At 62.9% G+C, this 14,747-nt stretch carries 19 protein-coding genes; 15 read left to right on the top strand and 4 right to left on the bottom strand.

What is annotated here, in order from left to right; all coding sequences use genetic code 11:
- The first annotated feature begins 84 nt into the window (after nt 1-84).
- The 4 genes from C8K58_RS00665 to C8K58_RS00650 all read left to right on the top strand — a co-directional run bounded on the left by C8K58_RS00665 (nt 85) and on the right by C8K58_RS00650 (nt 4,764).
- Nucleotides 85-2,838 carry a response regulator gene (locus C8K58_RS00665; RefSeq protein WP_092357594.1) on the top strand — a complete coding sequence of 918 codons (2,754 nt, stop codon included), beginning with the start codon at nt 85-87 and terminating at the stop codon, nt 2,836-2,838.
- A gap of 23 nt (nt 2,839-2,861) precedes the next feature.
- Complete coding sequence (locus tag C8K58_RS00660; RefSeq protein WP_092357596.1) at nt 2,862-3,851, top strand: 2-hydroxyacid dehydrogenase; 990 nt, start codon at nt 2,862-2,864, stop codon at nt 3,849-3,851.
- Between the two features lie 71 nt (nt 3,852-3,922).
- Entirely contained in the window at nt 3,923-4,363 is a 441-nt protein-coding gene (locus C8K58_RS00655; protein ID WP_098479180.1) for a hypothetical protein, read from the top strand.
- Nucleotides 4,360-4,764 carry an META domain-containing protein gene (locus C8K58_RS00650; protein WP_108572692.1) on the top strand — a complete coding sequence of 135 codons (405 nt, stop codon included), beginning with the start codon at nt 4,360-4,362 and terminating at the stop codon, nt 4,762-4,764. The genes C8K58_RS00655 and C8K58_RS00650 overlap by 4 nt, the downstream gene beginning before the upstream one ends.
- Before the next feature lie 140 nt (nt 4,765-4,904).
- On the opposite strand, the gene C8K58_RS00645 is transcribed toward C8K58_RS00650, so the two are convergent.
- Nucleotides 4,905-5,366, bottom strand: a complete 462-nt coding sequence (locus C8K58_RS00645) for a TlpA disulfide reductase family protein (RefSeq protein ID WP_032889653.1) — start codon at nt 5,364-5,366, stop codon at nt 4,905-4,907.
- A gap of 115 nt (nt 5,367-5,481) precedes the next feature.
- On the opposite strand from C8K58_RS00645, the gene arsC reads away from it, so the two are divergent.
- The 3 genes from arsC to C8K58_RS00630 are packed head-to-tail and all read left to right on the top strand — an operon-like array spanning nt 5,482 to nt 6,837.
- Nucleotides 5,482-5,835, top strand: coding sequence for an arsenate reductase (glutaredoxin) (gene arsC, locus C8K58_RS00640; protein WP_092357602.1), 354 nt, complete (start codon nt 5,482-5,484; stop codon nt 5,833-5,835).
- Entirely contained in the window at nt 5,832-6,446 is a 615-nt protein-coding gene (wrbA, locus tag C8K58_RS00635; protein WP_092357604.1) for an NAD(P)H:quinone oxidoreductase, read from the top strand. Before arsC ends, wrbA begins: the two co-directional genes overlap by 4 nt.
- Nucleotides 6,430-6,837 (top strand): DUF2069 domain-containing protein, encoded by a 408-nt coding sequence (locus tag C8K58_RS00630; protein ID WP_092357606.1) that lies wholly within the window; start codon nt 6,430-6,432, stop codon nt 6,835-6,837. The genes wrbA and C8K58_RS00630 overlap by 17 nt, the downstream gene beginning before the upstream one ends.
- Before the next feature lie 7 nt (nt 6,838-6,844).
- On the opposite strand, the gene C8K58_RS00625 is transcribed toward C8K58_RS00630, so the two are convergent.
- A complete protein-coding gene (locus C8K58_RS00625) occupies nt 6,845-7,516 on the bottom strand; it encodes a DNA-3-methyladenine glycosylase I (RefSeq protein WP_027606358.1) in 672 nt (223 codons plus the stop codon).
- An 80-nt stretch (nt 7,517-7,596) separates the two neighbouring features.
- The gene (gene ttcA / locus C8K58_RS00620) at nt 7,597-8,421 is read right to left on the bottom strand and encodes a tRNA 2-thiocytidine(32) synthetase TtcA (protein ID WP_065948342.1); all 825 of its coding nucleotides are present in this window, start codon (nt 8,419-8,421) and stop codon (nt 7,597-7,599) included.
- A 264-nt stretch (nt 8,422-8,685) separates the two neighbouring features.
- Between ttcA and C8K58_RS00615 the strand changes: the two genes are divergently transcribed.
- Both C8K58_RS00615 and C8K58_RS00610 read left to right on the top strand, forming a co-directional pair.
- Nucleotides 8,686-9,288, top strand: coding sequence for a Yip1 family protein (locus C8K58_RS00615; RefSeq protein WP_027606356.1), 603 nt, complete (start codon nt 8,686-8,688; stop codon nt 9,286-9,288).
- A gap of 129 nt (nt 9,289-9,417) precedes the next feature.
- Nucleotides 9,418-9,912: a SprT family zinc-dependent metalloprotease gene (locus C8K58_RS00610; RefSeq protein WP_027606355.1), complete on the top strand. Its 495-nt coding sequence runs from the start codon at nt 9,418-9,420 to the stop codon at nt 9,910-9,912.
- A gap of 33 nt (nt 9,913-9,945) precedes the next feature.
- Here C8K58_RS00610 and C8K58_RS00605 read toward each other — a convergent pair whose 3' ends face one another.
- Nucleotides 9,946-11,121, bottom strand: a complete 1,176-nt coding sequence (locus C8K58_RS00605; protein WP_027606354.1) for a CaiB/BaiF CoA-transferase family protein — start codon at nt 11,119-11,121, stop codon at nt 9,946-9,948.
- 157 nt (nt 11,122-11,278) lie between these two features.
- Here C8K58_RS00605 and tusD point away from each other — a divergent pair, with 157 nt between their 5' ends.
- The 6 genes from tusD to C8K58_RS00575 all read left to right on the top strand — a co-directional run bounded on the left by tusD (nt 11,279) and on the right by C8K58_RS00575 (nt 14,715).
- On the top strand, nt 11,279-11,671 hold the full coding sequence (tusD, locus tag C8K58_RS00600; protein WP_108572690.1) for a sulfurtransferase complex subunit TusD: 393 nt from the start codon (nt 11,279-11,281) through the stop codon (nt 11,669-11,671).
- Nucleotide 11,672: 1 nt separating this feature from the next.
- Complete coding sequence (gene tusC / locus C8K58_RS00595; protein ID WP_027606352.1) at nt 11,673-12,023, top strand: sulfurtransferase complex subunit TusC; 351 nt, start codon at nt 11,673-11,675, stop codon at nt 12,021-12,023.
- Entirely contained in the window at nt 12,023-12,301 is a 279-nt protein-coding gene (gene tusB, locus C8K58_RS00590) for a sulfurtransferase complex subunit TusB (RefSeq protein WP_108572688.1), read from the top strand. Before tusC ends, tusB begins: the two co-directional genes overlap by 1 nt.
- The gene (locus C8K58_RS00585) at nt 12,298-12,633 is read left to right on the top strand and encodes a TusE/DsrC/DsvC family sulfur relay protein (RefSeq protein ID WP_027606350.1); all 336 of its coding nucleotides are present in this window, start codon (nt 12,298-12,300) and stop codon (nt 12,631-12,633) included. Before tusB ends, C8K58_RS00585 begins: the two co-directional genes overlap by 4 nt.
- Nucleotides 12,630-13,631 (top strand): glycosyl transferase family protein, encoded by a 1,002-nt coding sequence (locus tag C8K58_RS00580; RefSeq protein ID WP_108572686.1) that lies wholly within the window; start codon nt 12,630-12,632, stop codon nt 13,629-13,631. The genes C8K58_RS00585 and C8K58_RS00580 overlap by 4 nt, the downstream gene beginning before the upstream one ends.
- Before the next feature lie 88 nt (nt 13,632-13,719).
- Nucleotides 13,720-14,715 (top strand): glutathione S-transferase family protein, encoded by a 996-nt coding sequence (locus tag C8K58_RS00575; protein ID WP_027606348.1) that lies wholly within the window; start codon nt 13,720-13,722, stop codon nt 14,713-14,715.
- Nucleotides 14,716-14,747 lie beyond the last annotated feature (32 nt).

Raw genomic sequence — 14,747 nt, 5'->3', positions numbered from 1 at the left:
CGCGCAAATGGCTACACTGCGCAGGTGGCGCGGGCCGGATGCCGGCGCGGAAGATTGATATCAGTGTGGTAGCAGGAGAGTGGCGTGCTTAAACGAATGGGGATAAAAGGCCGCGTACTGTTGCTGACCTTATTACCGACCAGCCTGATGGCCCTGTTGTTGGGAGGGTACTTCACCTGGATGCAGCTCTCGGAGTTGCAGGCCCAACTGCTGCAACGCGGCGAAATGATCGCCGAGCAGCTGGCGCCCCTGGTGGCCCCCGCCATGGGCAGCAGGAATACCGACCTGCTGGAGCGTATCGCCACCCAATCCCTGGAACAGACGGACGTGCGCACCGTGGCATTCCTGGCGCCGGACCGCACGCCCCTGGCCCACGCCGGCCCGACCATGCTCAACCAGCCGCCGGTCGGCAACAGCTCCCACCTGCTGCAACGCACCGGCAACGACGCCACGCGCTACCTGCTGCCGGTGTTTGGTCGCCATCGCAACCTGGCGGGCGATTTGATCCCCGATGAAGCCGATCGCCTGCTCGGCTGGGTCGAGGTGGAGTTGTCCCACAACGGCATGTTGCTGCGCGGCTATCGCAGCCTGTTCGCCAGCCTGCTGCTGATTGCCATCGGCCTGATCTGCACTGCGGCCCTGGCCTTGCGCATCAGCCGTACGATCAACGCGCCGATTGGCCTGATCAAGCAAGCGGTGGCCCAACTCAAGGACGGCAACCTGGAAACCCGCCTGCCACCCTTGGGCAGCCAGGAGCTGGATCAACTCGCATCGGGCATCAACCGCATGGCCGAAACCCTGCAAAATGCCCGGGAAGAATTGCAGCACAGCATCGACCAGGCCACCGAAGACGTGCGCCAGAACCTGGAAACCATCGAGATCCAGAACATCGAGCTGGACCTGGCGCGCAAGGAGGCCCTGGAGGCCAGCCGCATCAAGTCCGAGTTCCTGGCGAACATGAGCCATGAAATCCGCACGCCGCTCAACGGCATACTCGGCTTTACCCACCTGCTGCAAAAAAGCGAGCTGACCCCGCGCCAGTTGGACTACCTGGGCACCATCGAAAAATCCGCCGACAACCTGCTGGGCATCATCAACGAAATCCTCGATTTCTCGAAGATCGAGGCCGGCAAGCTGGTGCTCGACAGTATCCCGTTCAACCTGCGGGATCTGCTGCAAGACACCCTCACCATCCTCGCTCCCGCCGCCCATGCCAAGCAACTGGAACTGGTCAGCCTGGTGTACCGCGACACGCCGCTGGCGCTGGTGGGCGACCCGCTGCGGCTCAAGCAGATCCTCACCAACCTGATCAGCAATGCGATCAAGTTCACCCGCGAAGGCACCATCGTGGCCCGGGCGATGATCGAGGACGAGCAGGAAGACAGCGTGCAACTGCGCATCAGCGTGCAGGACACCGGCATCGGCCTGTCCAGCCAGGACGTGCGGGCGTTGTTCCAGGCGTTCAGCCAGGCCGACAATTCACTGTCGCGCCAGCCCGGCGGCACGGGGCTGGGCCTGGTGATTTCCAAGCGCCTGATCGAACAAATGGGCGGTGAAATCGGCGTCGACAGCACGCCGGGCGAAGGTTCTGAATTCTGGATCAGCCTGAACCTGCCCAAGACCCGCGACGACGTCGAAGACCTGCCCTGCGCGCCGTTGCTGGGCCATCGCGTGGCGGTACTGGAAAACCACGACCTGGCGCGCCAGGCCCTGCAGCACCAATTGGAAGACTGCGGCCTGGAAGTAACGCCGTTCAATACCCTGGAAAGCCTGACCAACGGCATCACCAGCGCTCACCAGACCGAGCAGGCTATCGACCTCGCGGTACTCGGCGTGACCGCCAACGATATTCCGCCCGAGCGCCTCAACCAGCACCTGTGGGACCTCGAACACCTGGGTTGCAAGGTGCTGGTGCTGTGCCCCACCACCGAACAGATGCTGTTCAACGAGTCGGTACCCAACCCCAACAGCCAGTTGCAGGCCAAGCCGGCGTGTACCCGCAAGCTGCGCCGTGCGCTGTCCGACCTGATCAGCCCGCGGCCGTCCCGCAGTGAACCGGGCGAGCCGTTGTCCAGCCGTGCGCCGCGTGTGCTGTGTGTCGACGACAACCCGGCAAACCTGCTGTTGGTGCAGACCCTGCTGGAAGACATGGGCGCGCAGGTCCGTGCAGTGGAAAGCGGCTACGCGGCGGTCGACGCGGTGAAACAGGACACCTTCGACCTGGTGCTGATGGACGTGCAGATGCCGGGCATGGACGGACGTCAGAGCACCGAGGCGATCCGCCAGTGGGAAAGCGAGCGCCATGGCACGCCCTTGCCGGTGGTCGCCCTCACCGCCCATGCCATGGCCAACGAGAAGCGCGCCTTGCTGCAAAGCGGTATGGACGATTACCTGACCAAACCCATCAGCGAACGGCAACTGGCCCAGGTAGTGCTGAAATGGACCGGCCTGGCCCTGCGCAACCAGGTGCCGGAGCGCGCCGTCGAAGGCCTGGGCCCCGGGGTGCAATTGCCGGTGCTGGACCACGAGGAAGGCCTGCGCCTGGCCGCCGGCAAGATGGACCTGGCGGCCGACATGCTGGCCATGCTGCTGGCCTCCCTGGAAGCCGACCGCCAGGCCATTCACGTCGCCCGTGAGGCCAAGGACAACCTGGCCCTGATCGAACGCGTCCACCGTCTGCACGGCGCCACCCGCTACTGTGGCGTGCCGCAACTGCGCGCCGCCTGCCAGCGCGCCGAAACCCTGCTCAAGCAGGACGACGCCAAGGCCGTGACCGCGCTGGACGAGCTGGACATGGCCATTGCACGGCTGGCCAGTGAAGCGCGGGTCAGCGCCTGAATTCATCAAAAAGGAAGCCTTTGATGCGCGTGATTCTTTTCAGCAGCCAGACCTACGACCGCGACAGTTTCCTCGGCGAGCCCTTGCCGCACGGCCTGGAACTGCAATTCCAACCCGCCCGGCTCAACCTCGACACCGTCGCCCTGGCCGAACACCACGAGGTGGTCTGCGCCTTTATCAACGACGACCTCAGTGCCCCGGTGCTGGAACAGCTGGCCAAGGGCGGCACGCGGTTGATCGCGTTGCGTTCGGCCGGCTACAACCATGTGGACCTGCCTGCCGCCAAACGCCTGGGCCTGACCATCGTGCGCGTCCCGGCCTATTCGCCCCATGCGATCGCCGAACACGCGGTGGCCCTGATCCTCGCCCTCAACCGCCGCCTGCATCGCGCCTACAACCGCACCCGCGACGGCGATTTCAGCCTGCATGGCCTCACCGGCTTCGACCTGGTGGGCAAGACCGTCGGCGTGGTCGGCACCGGCCAGATCGGCGCCACGTTCGCCAGGATCATGGCGGGCTTCGGTTGCCGGCTGCTCGCCTACGACCCGTTCCCCAACCCCCAGGTCCAGGCCCTCGGCGCTGACTATGTGAGCCTGCCGGAGCTCTTGGCCCAGGCCCAGATCATCAGCCTGCACTGCCCGCTGACCGCCGACAGCAAGCACCTGATCAATGCGCACTCCCTGGCGCGGATGCAACCCGGCGCCATGCTGATCAACACCGGTCGCGGTGGCCTGGTCGACACGCCGGCGCTGATCGAAGCACTCAAGGACGGCCAGCTCGGCTACCTGGGGCTGGATGTGTACGAGGAGGAAGCCCAGCTGTTTTTCGAGGACCGCTCCGACCTGCCCTTGCAGGACGACGTGCTCGCGCGCCTGCTGACCTTCCCCAACGTGATCGTCACCGCACACCAGGCGTTCCTCACCCGCGAAGCCCTGGCGGCGATTGCCGGCACCACATTGGCCAATATTGCGGCATGGGCCGATGGCCGGGCGCAGAACCTCGTCGAAGGATGATCAGCGGTCACATACCAGGCTCATGATCAGCAGGCACCCGTGATAGGATGCCGCGCCTATTTGGAGGATCCATGGCCGAACACGATTTCCGCTTCAGCTTGCTGAGCCCGCAACACACCCTGATCGAATGCCGCGCCCTGGTGCCGGGCCGTTACCAGGTCACCGGCAACGGTGGCTCGATCAAGCATGATGACGTGCTGATCGTCACCCTGCGCGGCAGTAAAACCTTGTCCATGCGCCTTACCGTCGAAGGTGACGCGCGCTACTCCATCCGCCCTGCCGGCCAGTGGGTCGCCATGGCCCGCGGGCCGAAGTTCGGCGAGCTGGAGATTCACACCTGGAAGGTCAACTGCGACAGCTGCGACACCGTGCTGGAGTTTGAATTCGCGGTGGAAACCAAGCTGACCAAGGAGCCGCTGCAACCGGCCGCCAACGCGCGCATTGCCGAGTTGGGCTGGACCAGCGAAGGCGACAAGCACCGTTGCCCGACATGCCAGAAGGCCGGGCAATGAAAGGCCTGCTTCTGCTCGCCGCCGTCGGTGCGGCCCTGAGTGGCTGCGCCGGTGACGCGGCCAAGCTCAAGCAGGATCACAGCTACGTGGTGGAGTGGATTGGTGAGCGGCCGTTGATGGATTACGCACACCTGACCGTCACCCTCGGCGCCGATGGGCGTGCCTACGGCAACGGCGGTTGCAACCACTGGTTCGCGCCGTACACCCTTGAGGGCGACAGACTCAGCTTCGGCAAGCTCGGCAGCACCCGCAAGCTCTGCGCCGAGGCCCTGATGGAACAGGAACAGCGCTTCTTCCAGGCCCTGCAAGGCGTACAGCGCTGGGACATCTCGCCGATCGAGCAGACCCGCTTCTGGCCGGCCGAAGGCAAGCCGATTCGCCTGTGGCTCGAAGAGGGCTGACTCCACCGATCTACAGGTTGGTGAGATTTAAATGTGGGAGGGGGCTTGCCCCCGATGACGGTGTAACAGTCACTGATGTATTGACTGACACACTGCTATCGGGGGCAAGCCCCCTCCCACATTTGATCGAGGACAATACTCTAGCCGCGCAAAGCCTTGAGCTTGGCCAACACCCCTTCCGCCGTCTGCTCACCCATCAACTGCTCGCGCACCTTGCCCTTGTCATCGATGATATAGGTCACCGGCAACGCTTCGCTGCGCGGAATCTCGAAGATCCCATCCGGGTTCTGCGCCAGCACGGTGAACTTGATCCCCAGTTTGTCGCTGGCTTCCTTCAGCTCTGCACCCTGCACATTGTCGAAGTTGACCCCGAACACCCCCACGCCCTGCCCCTTCAACTGTTCCGCCAGGGCGTTGAGTTCGGGGATTTCCGTACGGCATGGGCCACACCATTCCGCCCAGTAGTTGACCACCAGCCACTGTTTGTCCAGGCGCTCGGCCGCGACCTTCTGGCCGTACTGGTCAACGCCGTAGTCATTGCCGCAGCCGCTGAGCAGCAGGGTTGTGATGATCGCCAATGCACCGATCAGTCGCCTTGTCATGGGGTATTCCTTCGCAAAAATGAACGTTGGCTGCGACCCATCGCCTCTTACGGTTTAAGGACAGGACGCCGCGCAGGTAGAATACCCGCCACCTTACGCAAGATGCGACCCGCACATGACCGATCTGACGCTTTATCACAACCCGCGCTGCTCGAAATCCCGCGGTGCGCTCGAACTGCTGGAAGCCCGAGGCCTCGCCCCCACCGTGGTGCGTTACCTGGAAACCCCGCTGAATAGCGCACAATTGAAGACACTGCTGGCCAAGCTGGGCATCAGCGCCCGCCAACTGCTGCGCACCGGCGAAGACGAATACAAGGCCCTCAACCTGGCCGACGCCAGCCTCAGCGAAGCGCAGTTGATCGCCGCGATCGCCGAACATCCCAAGCTGATGGAACGCCCGATCCTGGAAACCGCCGATAAAGCCATCATTGGCCGTCCGCCAGAGAACGTGCTGGAGATCCTGCCGTGACGTCGCCGTATGTGCTGGTGTTGTATTACAGCCGCAATGGCTCGGTGAGCGAAATGGCTCGGCAGATTGCCCGGGGCATCGAGCAAGGCGGCATGGAAGCGCGACTGCGCACCGTACCGGCGATCTCCACCGAATGCGAAGCCGTGGCGCCGAGCATCCCGGACGAAGGCGCGCTGTACGCCAGCCTCGATGACTTGAAAAACTGCTCGGGCCTGGCCCTGGGCAGCCCGACGCGCTTCGGCAACATGGCCGCGCCGCTCAAGTACTTCCTCGATGGCACCAGCAACCTGTGGCTCACCGGTGCGCTGGTCGGCAAGCCGGCCGGGGTGTTCACCTCCACCGCCAGCCTGCATGGCGGCCAGGAAACCACGCTGATGTCGATGCTGTTGCCGCTGCTGCACCACGGCATGCTGATCACTGGCCTGCCCTACAGCGAACAGGCGCTGCTCGACACCCAGGGCGGCGGCACGCCGTATGGCGCCAGCCACCATGCCGGGCCGGATGGCAAGCGCCTGCTCGACCCGCATGAAATCACCCTGTGCCGGGCCCTGGGCCTGCGCCTGGCCAAGACCGCCACGTTGCTGGAGAACGGCCGTGGCCAGGAAGCCTAAGGTTCTGCCGCCGCAGGCGTGGCTGGAGCCACGGGTCAAGGCGGTACGCGCGTTAAGCCTGCTGGCGTTTTTCGCCCTGGTGGGTTTGTTGTGCGGGTACTACCTGTTCGTCGCCGACCTGCACGGCGCACGCCCGTGGGTGATTCTGCTGATCGAACTGGTGCCGCTGCTGGTGCTGGCGCCGGGGATGATCATCGGCAGCGCGCGCGGGCATTCGTGGATGTGCTTTGCGGTGAACCTGTATTTCATCAAGGGCGCGCTGGCGGCGTATGACCCGAACCGGCAGTGGTTCGGGGTGCTGGAGATGCTGGCCAGCCTGGCGGTGTTTTGCACGGCGCTGCTGTATGTGCGCTGGCGGCACCAGTTGAACCGCCGGTTGGCCACACCCTAGAAGCCGGTCAGTGATTCACCGTATAGGCCAGCATCATCGACAGCTGGCACATCGGCCGCCCGCTCTCGGCATGCCACTGGTTGAACGCAGCCTGCACCGTGGCCAGGTCGCGCAGGCTGGTGGGTGCCTTGTCGACAATCTTCTGCGCATTCAATGCCGCGACCACGTCATCGCTCGGCACAAAGGTATCCTTGCCCACCATCCGCAAAAAGCGCGGGGCCGACAGCCCGCCCAGTTGATGACCGTGCTTGCTCAGGTATTTCCATAACCCGACGATATCGGTCACCGGCCAGTCGGCGATAAATGCGCCGAAGCTGCCTTTTTCCTGCTCGATGTCCAGGATCATCTGCGCATTGCGCGGCACGCTCTTGAGCTTGCCCAGGTGACGGATGATGCGCGTGTCCTGCATCAGCCGCTCTAGGTGCTCGGCACCCATCAGCACGACTTTTTCCGGGTCGAAGCCGAAGAACACCTGCTCGAACGCCGGCCACTTGGCATCCACCACGCTGTGCTTCAAGCCGGCGCGAAACACGCGCAGCGCCAAGGTCGACAGGTAGCGATCATCACTGATCTTGCGTAACTGCGCCGGGGTCTTGGGCACCGGCAGGTGGGCGTCCAGCTCGGCCGCTGAACCGAAGCGGTTCAGACAATATTCGTGCAGCCACTTGTAATCGCGCATGCCCTCTCCTGCTGTTGAATGCTGGCAATGGAATTGAAAACGGCGCCCGCGAGCGCCGTGTGTCAGAGCGTTGAATGAGCTCAGAGGTTCACAACATTGACGAAACGCGGCGCGGCGCTCTCATCGATTTTCAGGCTGGTGAAGTCGAACAGGTTGCGGTCGGCCAATTGCGAAGGCTGCACGTTCTGCAGGCTGCGGAAGATACTTTCGGTACGCCCGGGGGTCTTGCGCTCCCAATCCACCAGCATGTCCTTGACCACCTGGCGCTGCAGGTTTTCCTGGGAGCCGCACAGGTTGCACGGGATGATCGGGAATTGCTTGAAGTCGGAGTAGGCCTGGATGTCCTTCTCGTTGCAATACGCCAGCGGGCGGATCACCACGTTGCGCCCGTCATCGGCACGCAGCTTGGGCGGCATGGCCTTGAGCGAACCGTTGAAGAACATATTGAGGAAGAAGGTCTCGACAATATCGTCGCGGTGGTGACCCAGGGCCATCTTGGTCGCACCGATCTCATCGGCAAAGGTGTAGAGCGTGCCACGGCGCAGGCGCGAGCACAGCGAGCAGGTGGTCTTGCCTTCAGGGATCAGTTCCTTGACCACCGAATAGGTGTCTTTTTCGACGATGTGGTACTCGACGCCCAGCGCCTTGAGGTAGGCCGGCAGCACGTGCTCGGGGAAGCCCGGTTGTTTCTGGTCCATATTGACCGCAACGATGTCGAACTTGATCGGTGCGACCTTTTGCAGGTGCAGCAGCACGTCGAGCATGGTGTAGCTGTCTTTGCCGCCGGAGAGGCAGACCATGACCTTGTCGCCGTCCTCGATCATGTTGAAATCGGCGACTGCCTCACCGGCCAGGCGGCGCAGGCGTTTTTGCAGTTTGTTCTGGTTGACCGTAAGAGTGCCCATGGCGCTTGGATCCGCTGGAGGTGTGTGACGAAAAGCCGGGTATTTTACGCAAAAAAAACAGCTAAAGGGCTAACAGTAAAAGACCCCGCCGCGATTAGGCCCCCTGTTTACAGCGCAATTTGCTCTAAAGGCCCTACGGTTATTCCGGTCATCCCTTCCTATACTGCGACTTGAGGTCGCACACATATATCCAGACCTTTGTGGCCATCTGGCCCGTGGGCGCTCCGATGGGGGGCGATGGTAATAACGACAGGAGTGACTGGCATGATCCATCACGTCGTGGGGCTGTTTACCCATCCCGACCAGGAATGGCGGGAAATTCGTGGCGATAAAGAAGAAAGCATCGGCCACATGTACCTCACTCACACCCTGATTCTCGCGGCGATCCCCGCCGTATCGGCTTTTATCGGTACCACCCAGGTCGGCTGGGTCATCGGCAACCGCTCCCCGGTCATGTTGACCCAGGAAAGTGCGCTGTGGATGACCCTCATGTCCTACGCGGCCATGCTCGGCGGCGTGGCAGTGATGGGCGCGTTCATTCACTGGATGGCCCGCACCTACGACGCCAACCCCAGCATGGCGCGGTGCGTGGCGTTTGCCACCTATACCGCGACACCTCTGTTCATCGGCGGGCTGGCGGCGCTCTACCCGCATATGTGGCTGGGCATGGTGGTGGGCACTGCGGCGATCTGCTACACGGTGTACCTGCTGTATGTCGGCGTACCGACCTTCATGAGCATCGACCCGGATGAAGGCTTCCTGTTTTCCAGTTCGATACTGGCCGTAGGGCTGGTGGTGCTGGTGGCGATCATGGCGTTTACCGTGATCGTCTGGGGCCTGGGCGTGGGGCCGATCTACACGAACTGACCCGTTCAATGGCAAAGGCAAGGCCACCGCAAGGTGGCTTTGTGCGTGATGGATGACCATTCGGCGCCTGACAGATTCGGAAACACTCGGTTTTGCGGCATACTGGACGTCTCTGGAGATATGTACAGCATGCCCGAGCAACTCAATACCCGCGTCGAAGATTGTTTCCTGCAAGCCGAATCCTTTTTCAAACGAAGCTTCAAACGCCCCCAGGTCAGCCTCAAGCTGCGGGGTCAGAAGGCCGGTGTCGCGCATTTGCACGAGAACCTGCTGCGCTTCAACCCACAGTTGTACCGAGAAAACAGCCAACACTTCCTGAAACAGACCGTGGCCCATGAGGTGGCGCACCTGATTGCCCACCAATTGTTTGGCGAGCGCATCCAGCCCCATGGTGAGGAATGGCAACTGATCATGCGTGGGGTCTACGAACTGCCGCCGGACCGCTGCCACACCTATGCCGTGAAGCGTCGCCAGGTGACCCGTTATATCTACCGGTGCCCGTGTGCCGACAGCGACTTCCCGTTTTCATCGCAACGCCATGGCATGGTGGCTCAGGGGCGGCGGTATCTGTGCCGGCGGTGTCGGCAGACCTTGGTGTTTACCGGCGAAACCAGGGTGGAATAAAGGCCTCATCGAGAGCAAGCCTCCACCCAGCCACTACATAATCACCTTGGAGCTGCGCAGCTCGCTGATGCGCTGCGGGCTCAAGCCCAGCTCCGCCAACACTTCATCACTGTGCGCGCCCACGGCGACGCCAATGTGCCGGGGCGCTGGCAACCCTTCCGAAAACTTCAACGGGCAGGCTATCTGCGCCTGGCTCGAGCCATCGCCCCTGGGCACCTGGCTGACCAGCGCCCGCGCCTTCAACTGCGGATGGGCCACGGCTTCGCTGAGCGTCAGCACCGGCTCCACGCAGGCATCCGCCCCGGCAAACAGCTCGCACAACTGCTCGAAACTGCGCTTCTCGAACTCCACCTGCAAGGCCTGCCTAAGCGCCGGCTGCTGCTCAGGCTTCAAGCCCTGCGCGGCCAACTCCGGGCGGCCCAACGCTTCACACAACTGCTGCATGAAAGCCGGTTCCAGGCTGCCGACCGACATCCAGCGCCCATCTCGCGAGCGGTAGTAATCGTAGAAACTTCCGCCATTGAGCACATGGCTCTCCCGCTCAGGCTCTACACCACACGCCAGGTAACCCGCGCCGGCCATGGCATTCAGGCTGAACGAGCAATCGGTCATGCTCACATCCAGGTATTGGCCGACCCCGCTCTGCTGCCGGGCGATAACGGCCGCCAGCAGCCCCACTACCGCATGCAGCGAACCGCCGCCCACGTCCGCCAACTGCACGCCCAAGGGCAGTGGCCCGCTGTCCCGGCGCCCGGTGTAGCTGGCGACCCCGGCCAGCGCCAGGTAGTTGATGTCATGCCCGGCGCGGTCCTTATAGGGCCCGGTCTGGCCGTAACCGGTGATCGACACATAAATCAGCCGCGGGTTGATCGCCTTCAGCGCCTCATAGCCCAGGCCCAGGCGCTCCATCACGCCGGGGCGGAATTGTTCGAGGACAATGTCGTAGTCCTTGACCAGTTCGCGCACGATCTCCAGCCCTTCGGGCTGTTTCAAATCCAGCGCCAGGCTGCGTTTGTTGCGATTGAGGTAGGCATGGCTGGCCGAAGTCCCCCGGTCATGGGGCGGCAGCACCCGCAGCAGGTCCGTGCGCGTGGGAGATTCGATGCGCAGTACCTCGGCGCCCATGTCCGCCAGCATCAAGGAAGCAAACGGGCCGGGCAGCAAGGTGGAAAAATCCAGTACTTTGAGGGACGCCAAGGGACCTGACATGGAGACTCCATTTGGGTTTCGAATTCCCACAGACTAGGCAGCCTGGCGCCTACCGGCAATCGTCAGAACGATCATCGAGGGTGACCGTTTTGATCATGGCGGGCTTTTTCGTGGCAGCGGCTTTATCATTGCCCCACGTTTGCTTGCAGAGTGTTCCATGAAGTTTGCGATTGCAGTGTTTTCCGCCCCCCACGCGCCCTCCTCGCGCCGCGCCCTGCTGTTTGCACAGGCAGCGTTGGCCGGCGGGCATGAGATTGTGCGGCTGTTTTTCTATCAGGACGGCGTCTACGGCGCCTCCAATAACATCGTTGCACCCCAGGATGAGCAGGACATTGCCCGCCAATGGCGCGAGTTGGTCAATGCGCATCAACTCGACGGCGTGGTGTGCATCGCTGCCGCCTTGCGTCGTGGCGTGCTGAATGCCGAGGAAGCCACGCGCTATCAACGCAGCGCGGCCAACCTGGATGCGCCCTGGGCATTGTCGGGCCTGGGGCAATTGCACGACGCCACCCAGGCCGCCGACCGCCTGATCTGTTTTGGAGGGCCGTGACATGTCCAAATCCTTGTTAGTGATCAGCCGCCAGGCGCCCTGGTCCGGGCCGAGCGCGCGCGAAGCGCTGGATATCGTGCTGGCCGGGGGCGCGTTTGATCTGCCGATCGGCGTGCTGTTCATGGATGACGGCGTGTTCCAACTGGCGCCGCACCAGGACGCCAAGGCCGTGCAGCAAAAAGACCTCAGCGCCAATCTGCAGGCCTTGGGCCTGTTCGGCATCGATGAGGTGTTCGCCTGCCGCCACAGCCTGGGTGAGCGCGGGCTGACGCAGCCGGCCAATGCCCAGTCGCTGGACAGCGAAGCGATCTCCAGGCTGATTGACCGTTACGACCAGGTGATAACCCTCTGATGTCGACTTTACATGTGGTATCTCACTCTCCTTTTACCGATAGCCGCCTCGCCAGTTGCCTGCGTATCTGTGGCGCCGAGGATGCGATCCTGCTCTGCGGCGATGGCGCCTACGGGCTGCACGACCCGGCCCTGCGCACCAAGGGCGTGAAGGTGTTCGTGCTGGCGGAAGACATGCAGGCGCGCAACATGCCGCTGCCGGACTGGGCCGACAGCGTGGACTACCCGGGTTTCGTGCAGCTGTCGCTCGACTACAGCAAGGTCAACACCTGGCTATGAACACCCTGACCGTAGGCCCGCGTACCCTCGAACTGGACAAGGACGGTTACCTCGTCGACCTGAACGAATGGTCCCCTGAGGTGGCCGAGGCCCTGGCCGCCGCCGAAGCCCTGGAGCTGACCCCGGACCATTGGCAGATCCTCGAGCTGCTGCGCCAGTTCTATGCCGAGTTCCAGCTGTCCCCCGCCACGCGCCCGCTGATCAAGTACACCGCCTTGAAGCTCGGCCCGCAAAAGGGCAACAGCCTGCACCTCAACACACTGTTCAACGGCACTCCCGCCAAACTCGCCGCCAAGCTGGCGGGCCTGCCCCGGCCGACGAATTGCTTATGACCGACTTTGCCCCACTGCCCCTTGAAACCCCTGCCGAGCATCCGTTTGCGCAGTTCGTGCGCATCCTGGGCAAAGGCAAGCGCGGCGCGCGCAACCTCACCCGCGAAGAGGCCCGCGACGCCATGGGCATGCTGCTCGACGAACAAGTCGAAGACACCCAGCTCGGCGCGTTCCTGATGCTGCTGCGCCACAAGGAAGAAAGCCCGGAAGAACTCGCCGGTTTTACCCAAGCCGTGCGTGAACGCCTGGACGCCCCCGCACTGAATGTGGACGTCGACTGGCCGACCTACGCCGGCAAGAAGCGCCACCTGCCGTGGTTCCTGCTGGCCGCCAAGTGCCTGGCGCAACATGGCGTGCGCATTCTCATGCACGGCGGCGGCGCACACACGGCGGGCCGGCTGTACACCGAACAATTGCTCGAAACCCTGCATATCCCGCTGTGCCGCAATTGGCAGCAGGTCGGGACGGCGTTTGAACAAGGCAACCTGGCGTTTATCCCGCTGGGCGACTGGGCGCCGCAACTGCAACGCATGATCGACCTGCGCAACACCCTGGGCCTGCGCTCGCCGATCCACTCCCTGGCGCGCCTGCTCAACCCGCTGAATGCGCGCTGCGGCCTGCAAAGCATTTTCCACCCCGGTTACCAGGGCGTGCACCGCGATGCCAGCGGCCTGCTTGGCGACCATGTGATCGTGGTCAAGGGCGACGGCGGCGAAGTCGAGATCAACCCCGACACGATCAGTCACCTCTATGGCACCACCGGTGGCGAAAGCTGGGATGAAGAATGGCCCGCCCTCTCCGACCAGCGCCACGTCAAGCCGGCAACCCTGGAGCCTGATCACCTGAAGGCCGTGTGGCGCGGCGACGTAGAAGACAGCTACCCGCAACTGGCGCTGATCGCCACCATGGCCCTGGCCTTGCGCGGCCTCGGCCACCCACGGGAACAAGCGTTCGCATTGGCCCGACAATACTGGGATGCACGGGACAAATCGATTTAATCGATCATTCCCGCCCGGTCTTTGCGCTTTTAGTTCGAACTCATCCCTTTAGACTGGGCTCCAACGCTTATTAGCCAAGGAGCCAGTCATGGGTTTGCTGATCGAAGGACACTGGAAAGACCAGTGGTACGAAAGTAGCGCAGATGGCGCTTTCCAGCGCGAACAGGCCCAGCGCCGCCACTGGGTGACCGCCGATGGCCAGCCGGGGCCCAGCGGCGAAGGCGGCTTCAAGGCCGAGGCCGGTCGTTATCACCTCTATGTGTCCCTGGCCTGCCCCTGGGCCCATCGCACCCTGATCCTGCGCAAGCTCAAGGGCCTGGAAAGCATGATCGACGTGTCCGTGGTCAGCTGGCTGATGCTGGAAAACGGCTGGACCTTCGACAAGGCCCACGGCTCCACCGGCGATAAGCTCGATGGTTTCGAATTCATGCACCAGCGCTATACCGCCGACACCGCCGACTACACCGGCCGCGTCACCGTGCCGGTGCTGTGGGACAAGCAGCTCAACCGCATCGTCAGCAATGAATCGGCAGAGATCATCCGCATGTTCAACAGCGCGTTCAACGGCCTGACCGGCAACACCCTGGACTTCTACCCCGAGGCCCTGCGCCCGACCATCGATGGGCTGAACGAGCGGATCTACCCGGCCGTGAACAATGGCGTGTACCGCGCAGGCTTTGCCACCTCACAAAAAGCCTATGAAAGCGCGTTTGATGATGTGTTTGCCGAACTGGACCATCTGGAGCAGCACTTGGGCGACCATCGCTACTTGGCCGGCGAGTACCTGACCGAGGCGGATGTGCGCTTGTTCACCACGCTGATTCGTTTTGATGCGGTGTATTACAGCCACTTCAAATGCAATCTGCGGCGGATTGCCGATTATTCGAACCTGTCGAATTGGCTGAGGGAGATGTATCAGTGGCCGGGCGTGGCCGAGACGGTGGATTTCGCACACATCAAGGGGCATTACTATGGGAGCCACCGCACGATCAACCCGACGGCGATTGTGCCGAAGGGGCCGTTGCAGGCGTTTGATGCCGGGCATGATCGAGTGCGGCTGACAGGTCAGGGTGTCTTGAGCTGAGTACGGCTGGCAAGCCCGTCTTGGTGAGCGGG

Source organism: Pseudomonas sp. GV047 (genome assembly GCF_003058245.1).
Classification (GTDB): Bacteria; Pseudomonadota; Gammaproteobacteria; order Pseudomonadales; family Pseudomonadaceae; genus Aquipseudomonas; species Aquipseudomonas marginalis.
Note: the sequence above shows the minus strand (reverse complement) of the source record. Positions and strands in the feature narration are given on the sequence as shown.

Excerpts from the sequence above, each read along its gene's own strand:
- C8K58_RS00660 (WP_092357596.1), top strand. The coding sequence starts at position 2,862 with ATGCGCGTGATTCTTTTCAGCAGCCAGACCTACGACCGCGACAGTTTC.
- C8K58_RS00655 (WP_098479180.1), top strand. The coding sequence starts at position 3,923 with ATGGCCGAACACGATTTCCGCTTCAGCTTGCTGAGCCCGCAACACACC.
- C8K58_RS00650 (WP_108572692.1), top strand. The coding sequence starts at position 4,360 with ATGAAAGGCCTGCTTCTGCTCGCCGCCGTCGGTGCGGCCCTGAGTGGC.
- C8K58_RS00645 (WP_032889653.1), bottom strand. The coding sequence starts at position 5,366 with ATGACAAGGCGACTGATCGGTGCATTGGCGATCATCACAACCCTGCTG.
- arsC (WP_092357602.1), top strand. The coding sequence starts at position 5,482 with ATGACCGATCTGACGCTTTATCACAACCCGCGCTGCTCGAAATCCCGC.
- C8K58_RS00625 (WP_027606358.1), bottom strand. The coding sequence starts at position 7,516 with ATGCGCGATTACAAGTGGCTGCACGAATATTGTCTGAACCGCTTCGGT.
- ttcA (WP_065948342.1), bottom strand. The coding sequence starts at position 8,421 with ATGGGCACTCTTACGGTCAACCAGAACAAACTGCAAAAACGCCTGCGC.
- C8K58_RS00615 (WP_027606356.1), top strand. The coding sequence starts at position 8,686 with ATGATCCATCACGTCGTGGGGCTGTTTACCCATCCCGACCAGGAATGG.
- C8K58_RS00610 (WP_027606355.1), top strand. The coding sequence starts at position 9,418 with ATGCCCGAGCAACTCAATACCCGCGTCGAAGATTGTTTCCTGCAAGCC.
- C8K58_RS00605 (WP_027606354.1), bottom strand. The coding sequence starts at position 11,121 with ATGTCAGGTCCCTTGGCGTCCCTCAAAGTACTGGATTTTTCCACCTTG.
- tusD (WP_108572690.1), top strand. The coding sequence starts at position 11,279 with ATGAAGTTTGCGATTGCAGTGTTTTCCGCCCCCCACGCGCCCTCCTCG.
- tusC (WP_027606352.1), top strand. The coding sequence starts at position 11,673 with ATGTCCAAATCCTTGTTAGTGATCAGCCGCCAGGCGCCCTGGTCCGGG.
- tusB (WP_108572688.1), top strand. The coding sequence starts at position 12,023 with ATGTCGACTTTACATGTGGTATCTCACTCTCCTTTTACCGATAGCCGC.
- C8K58_RS00585 (WP_027606350.1), top strand. The coding sequence starts at position 12,298 with ATGAACACCCTGACCGTAGGCCCGCGTACCCTCGAACTGGACAAGGAC.
- C8K58_RS00580 (WP_108572686.1), top strand. The coding sequence starts at position 12,630 with ATGACCGACTTTGCCCCACTGCCCCTTGAAACCCCTGCCGAGCATCCG.
- C8K58_RS00575 (WP_027606348.1), top strand. The coding sequence starts at position 13,720 with ATGGGTTTGCTGATCGAAGGACACTGGAAAGACCAGTGGTACGAAAGT.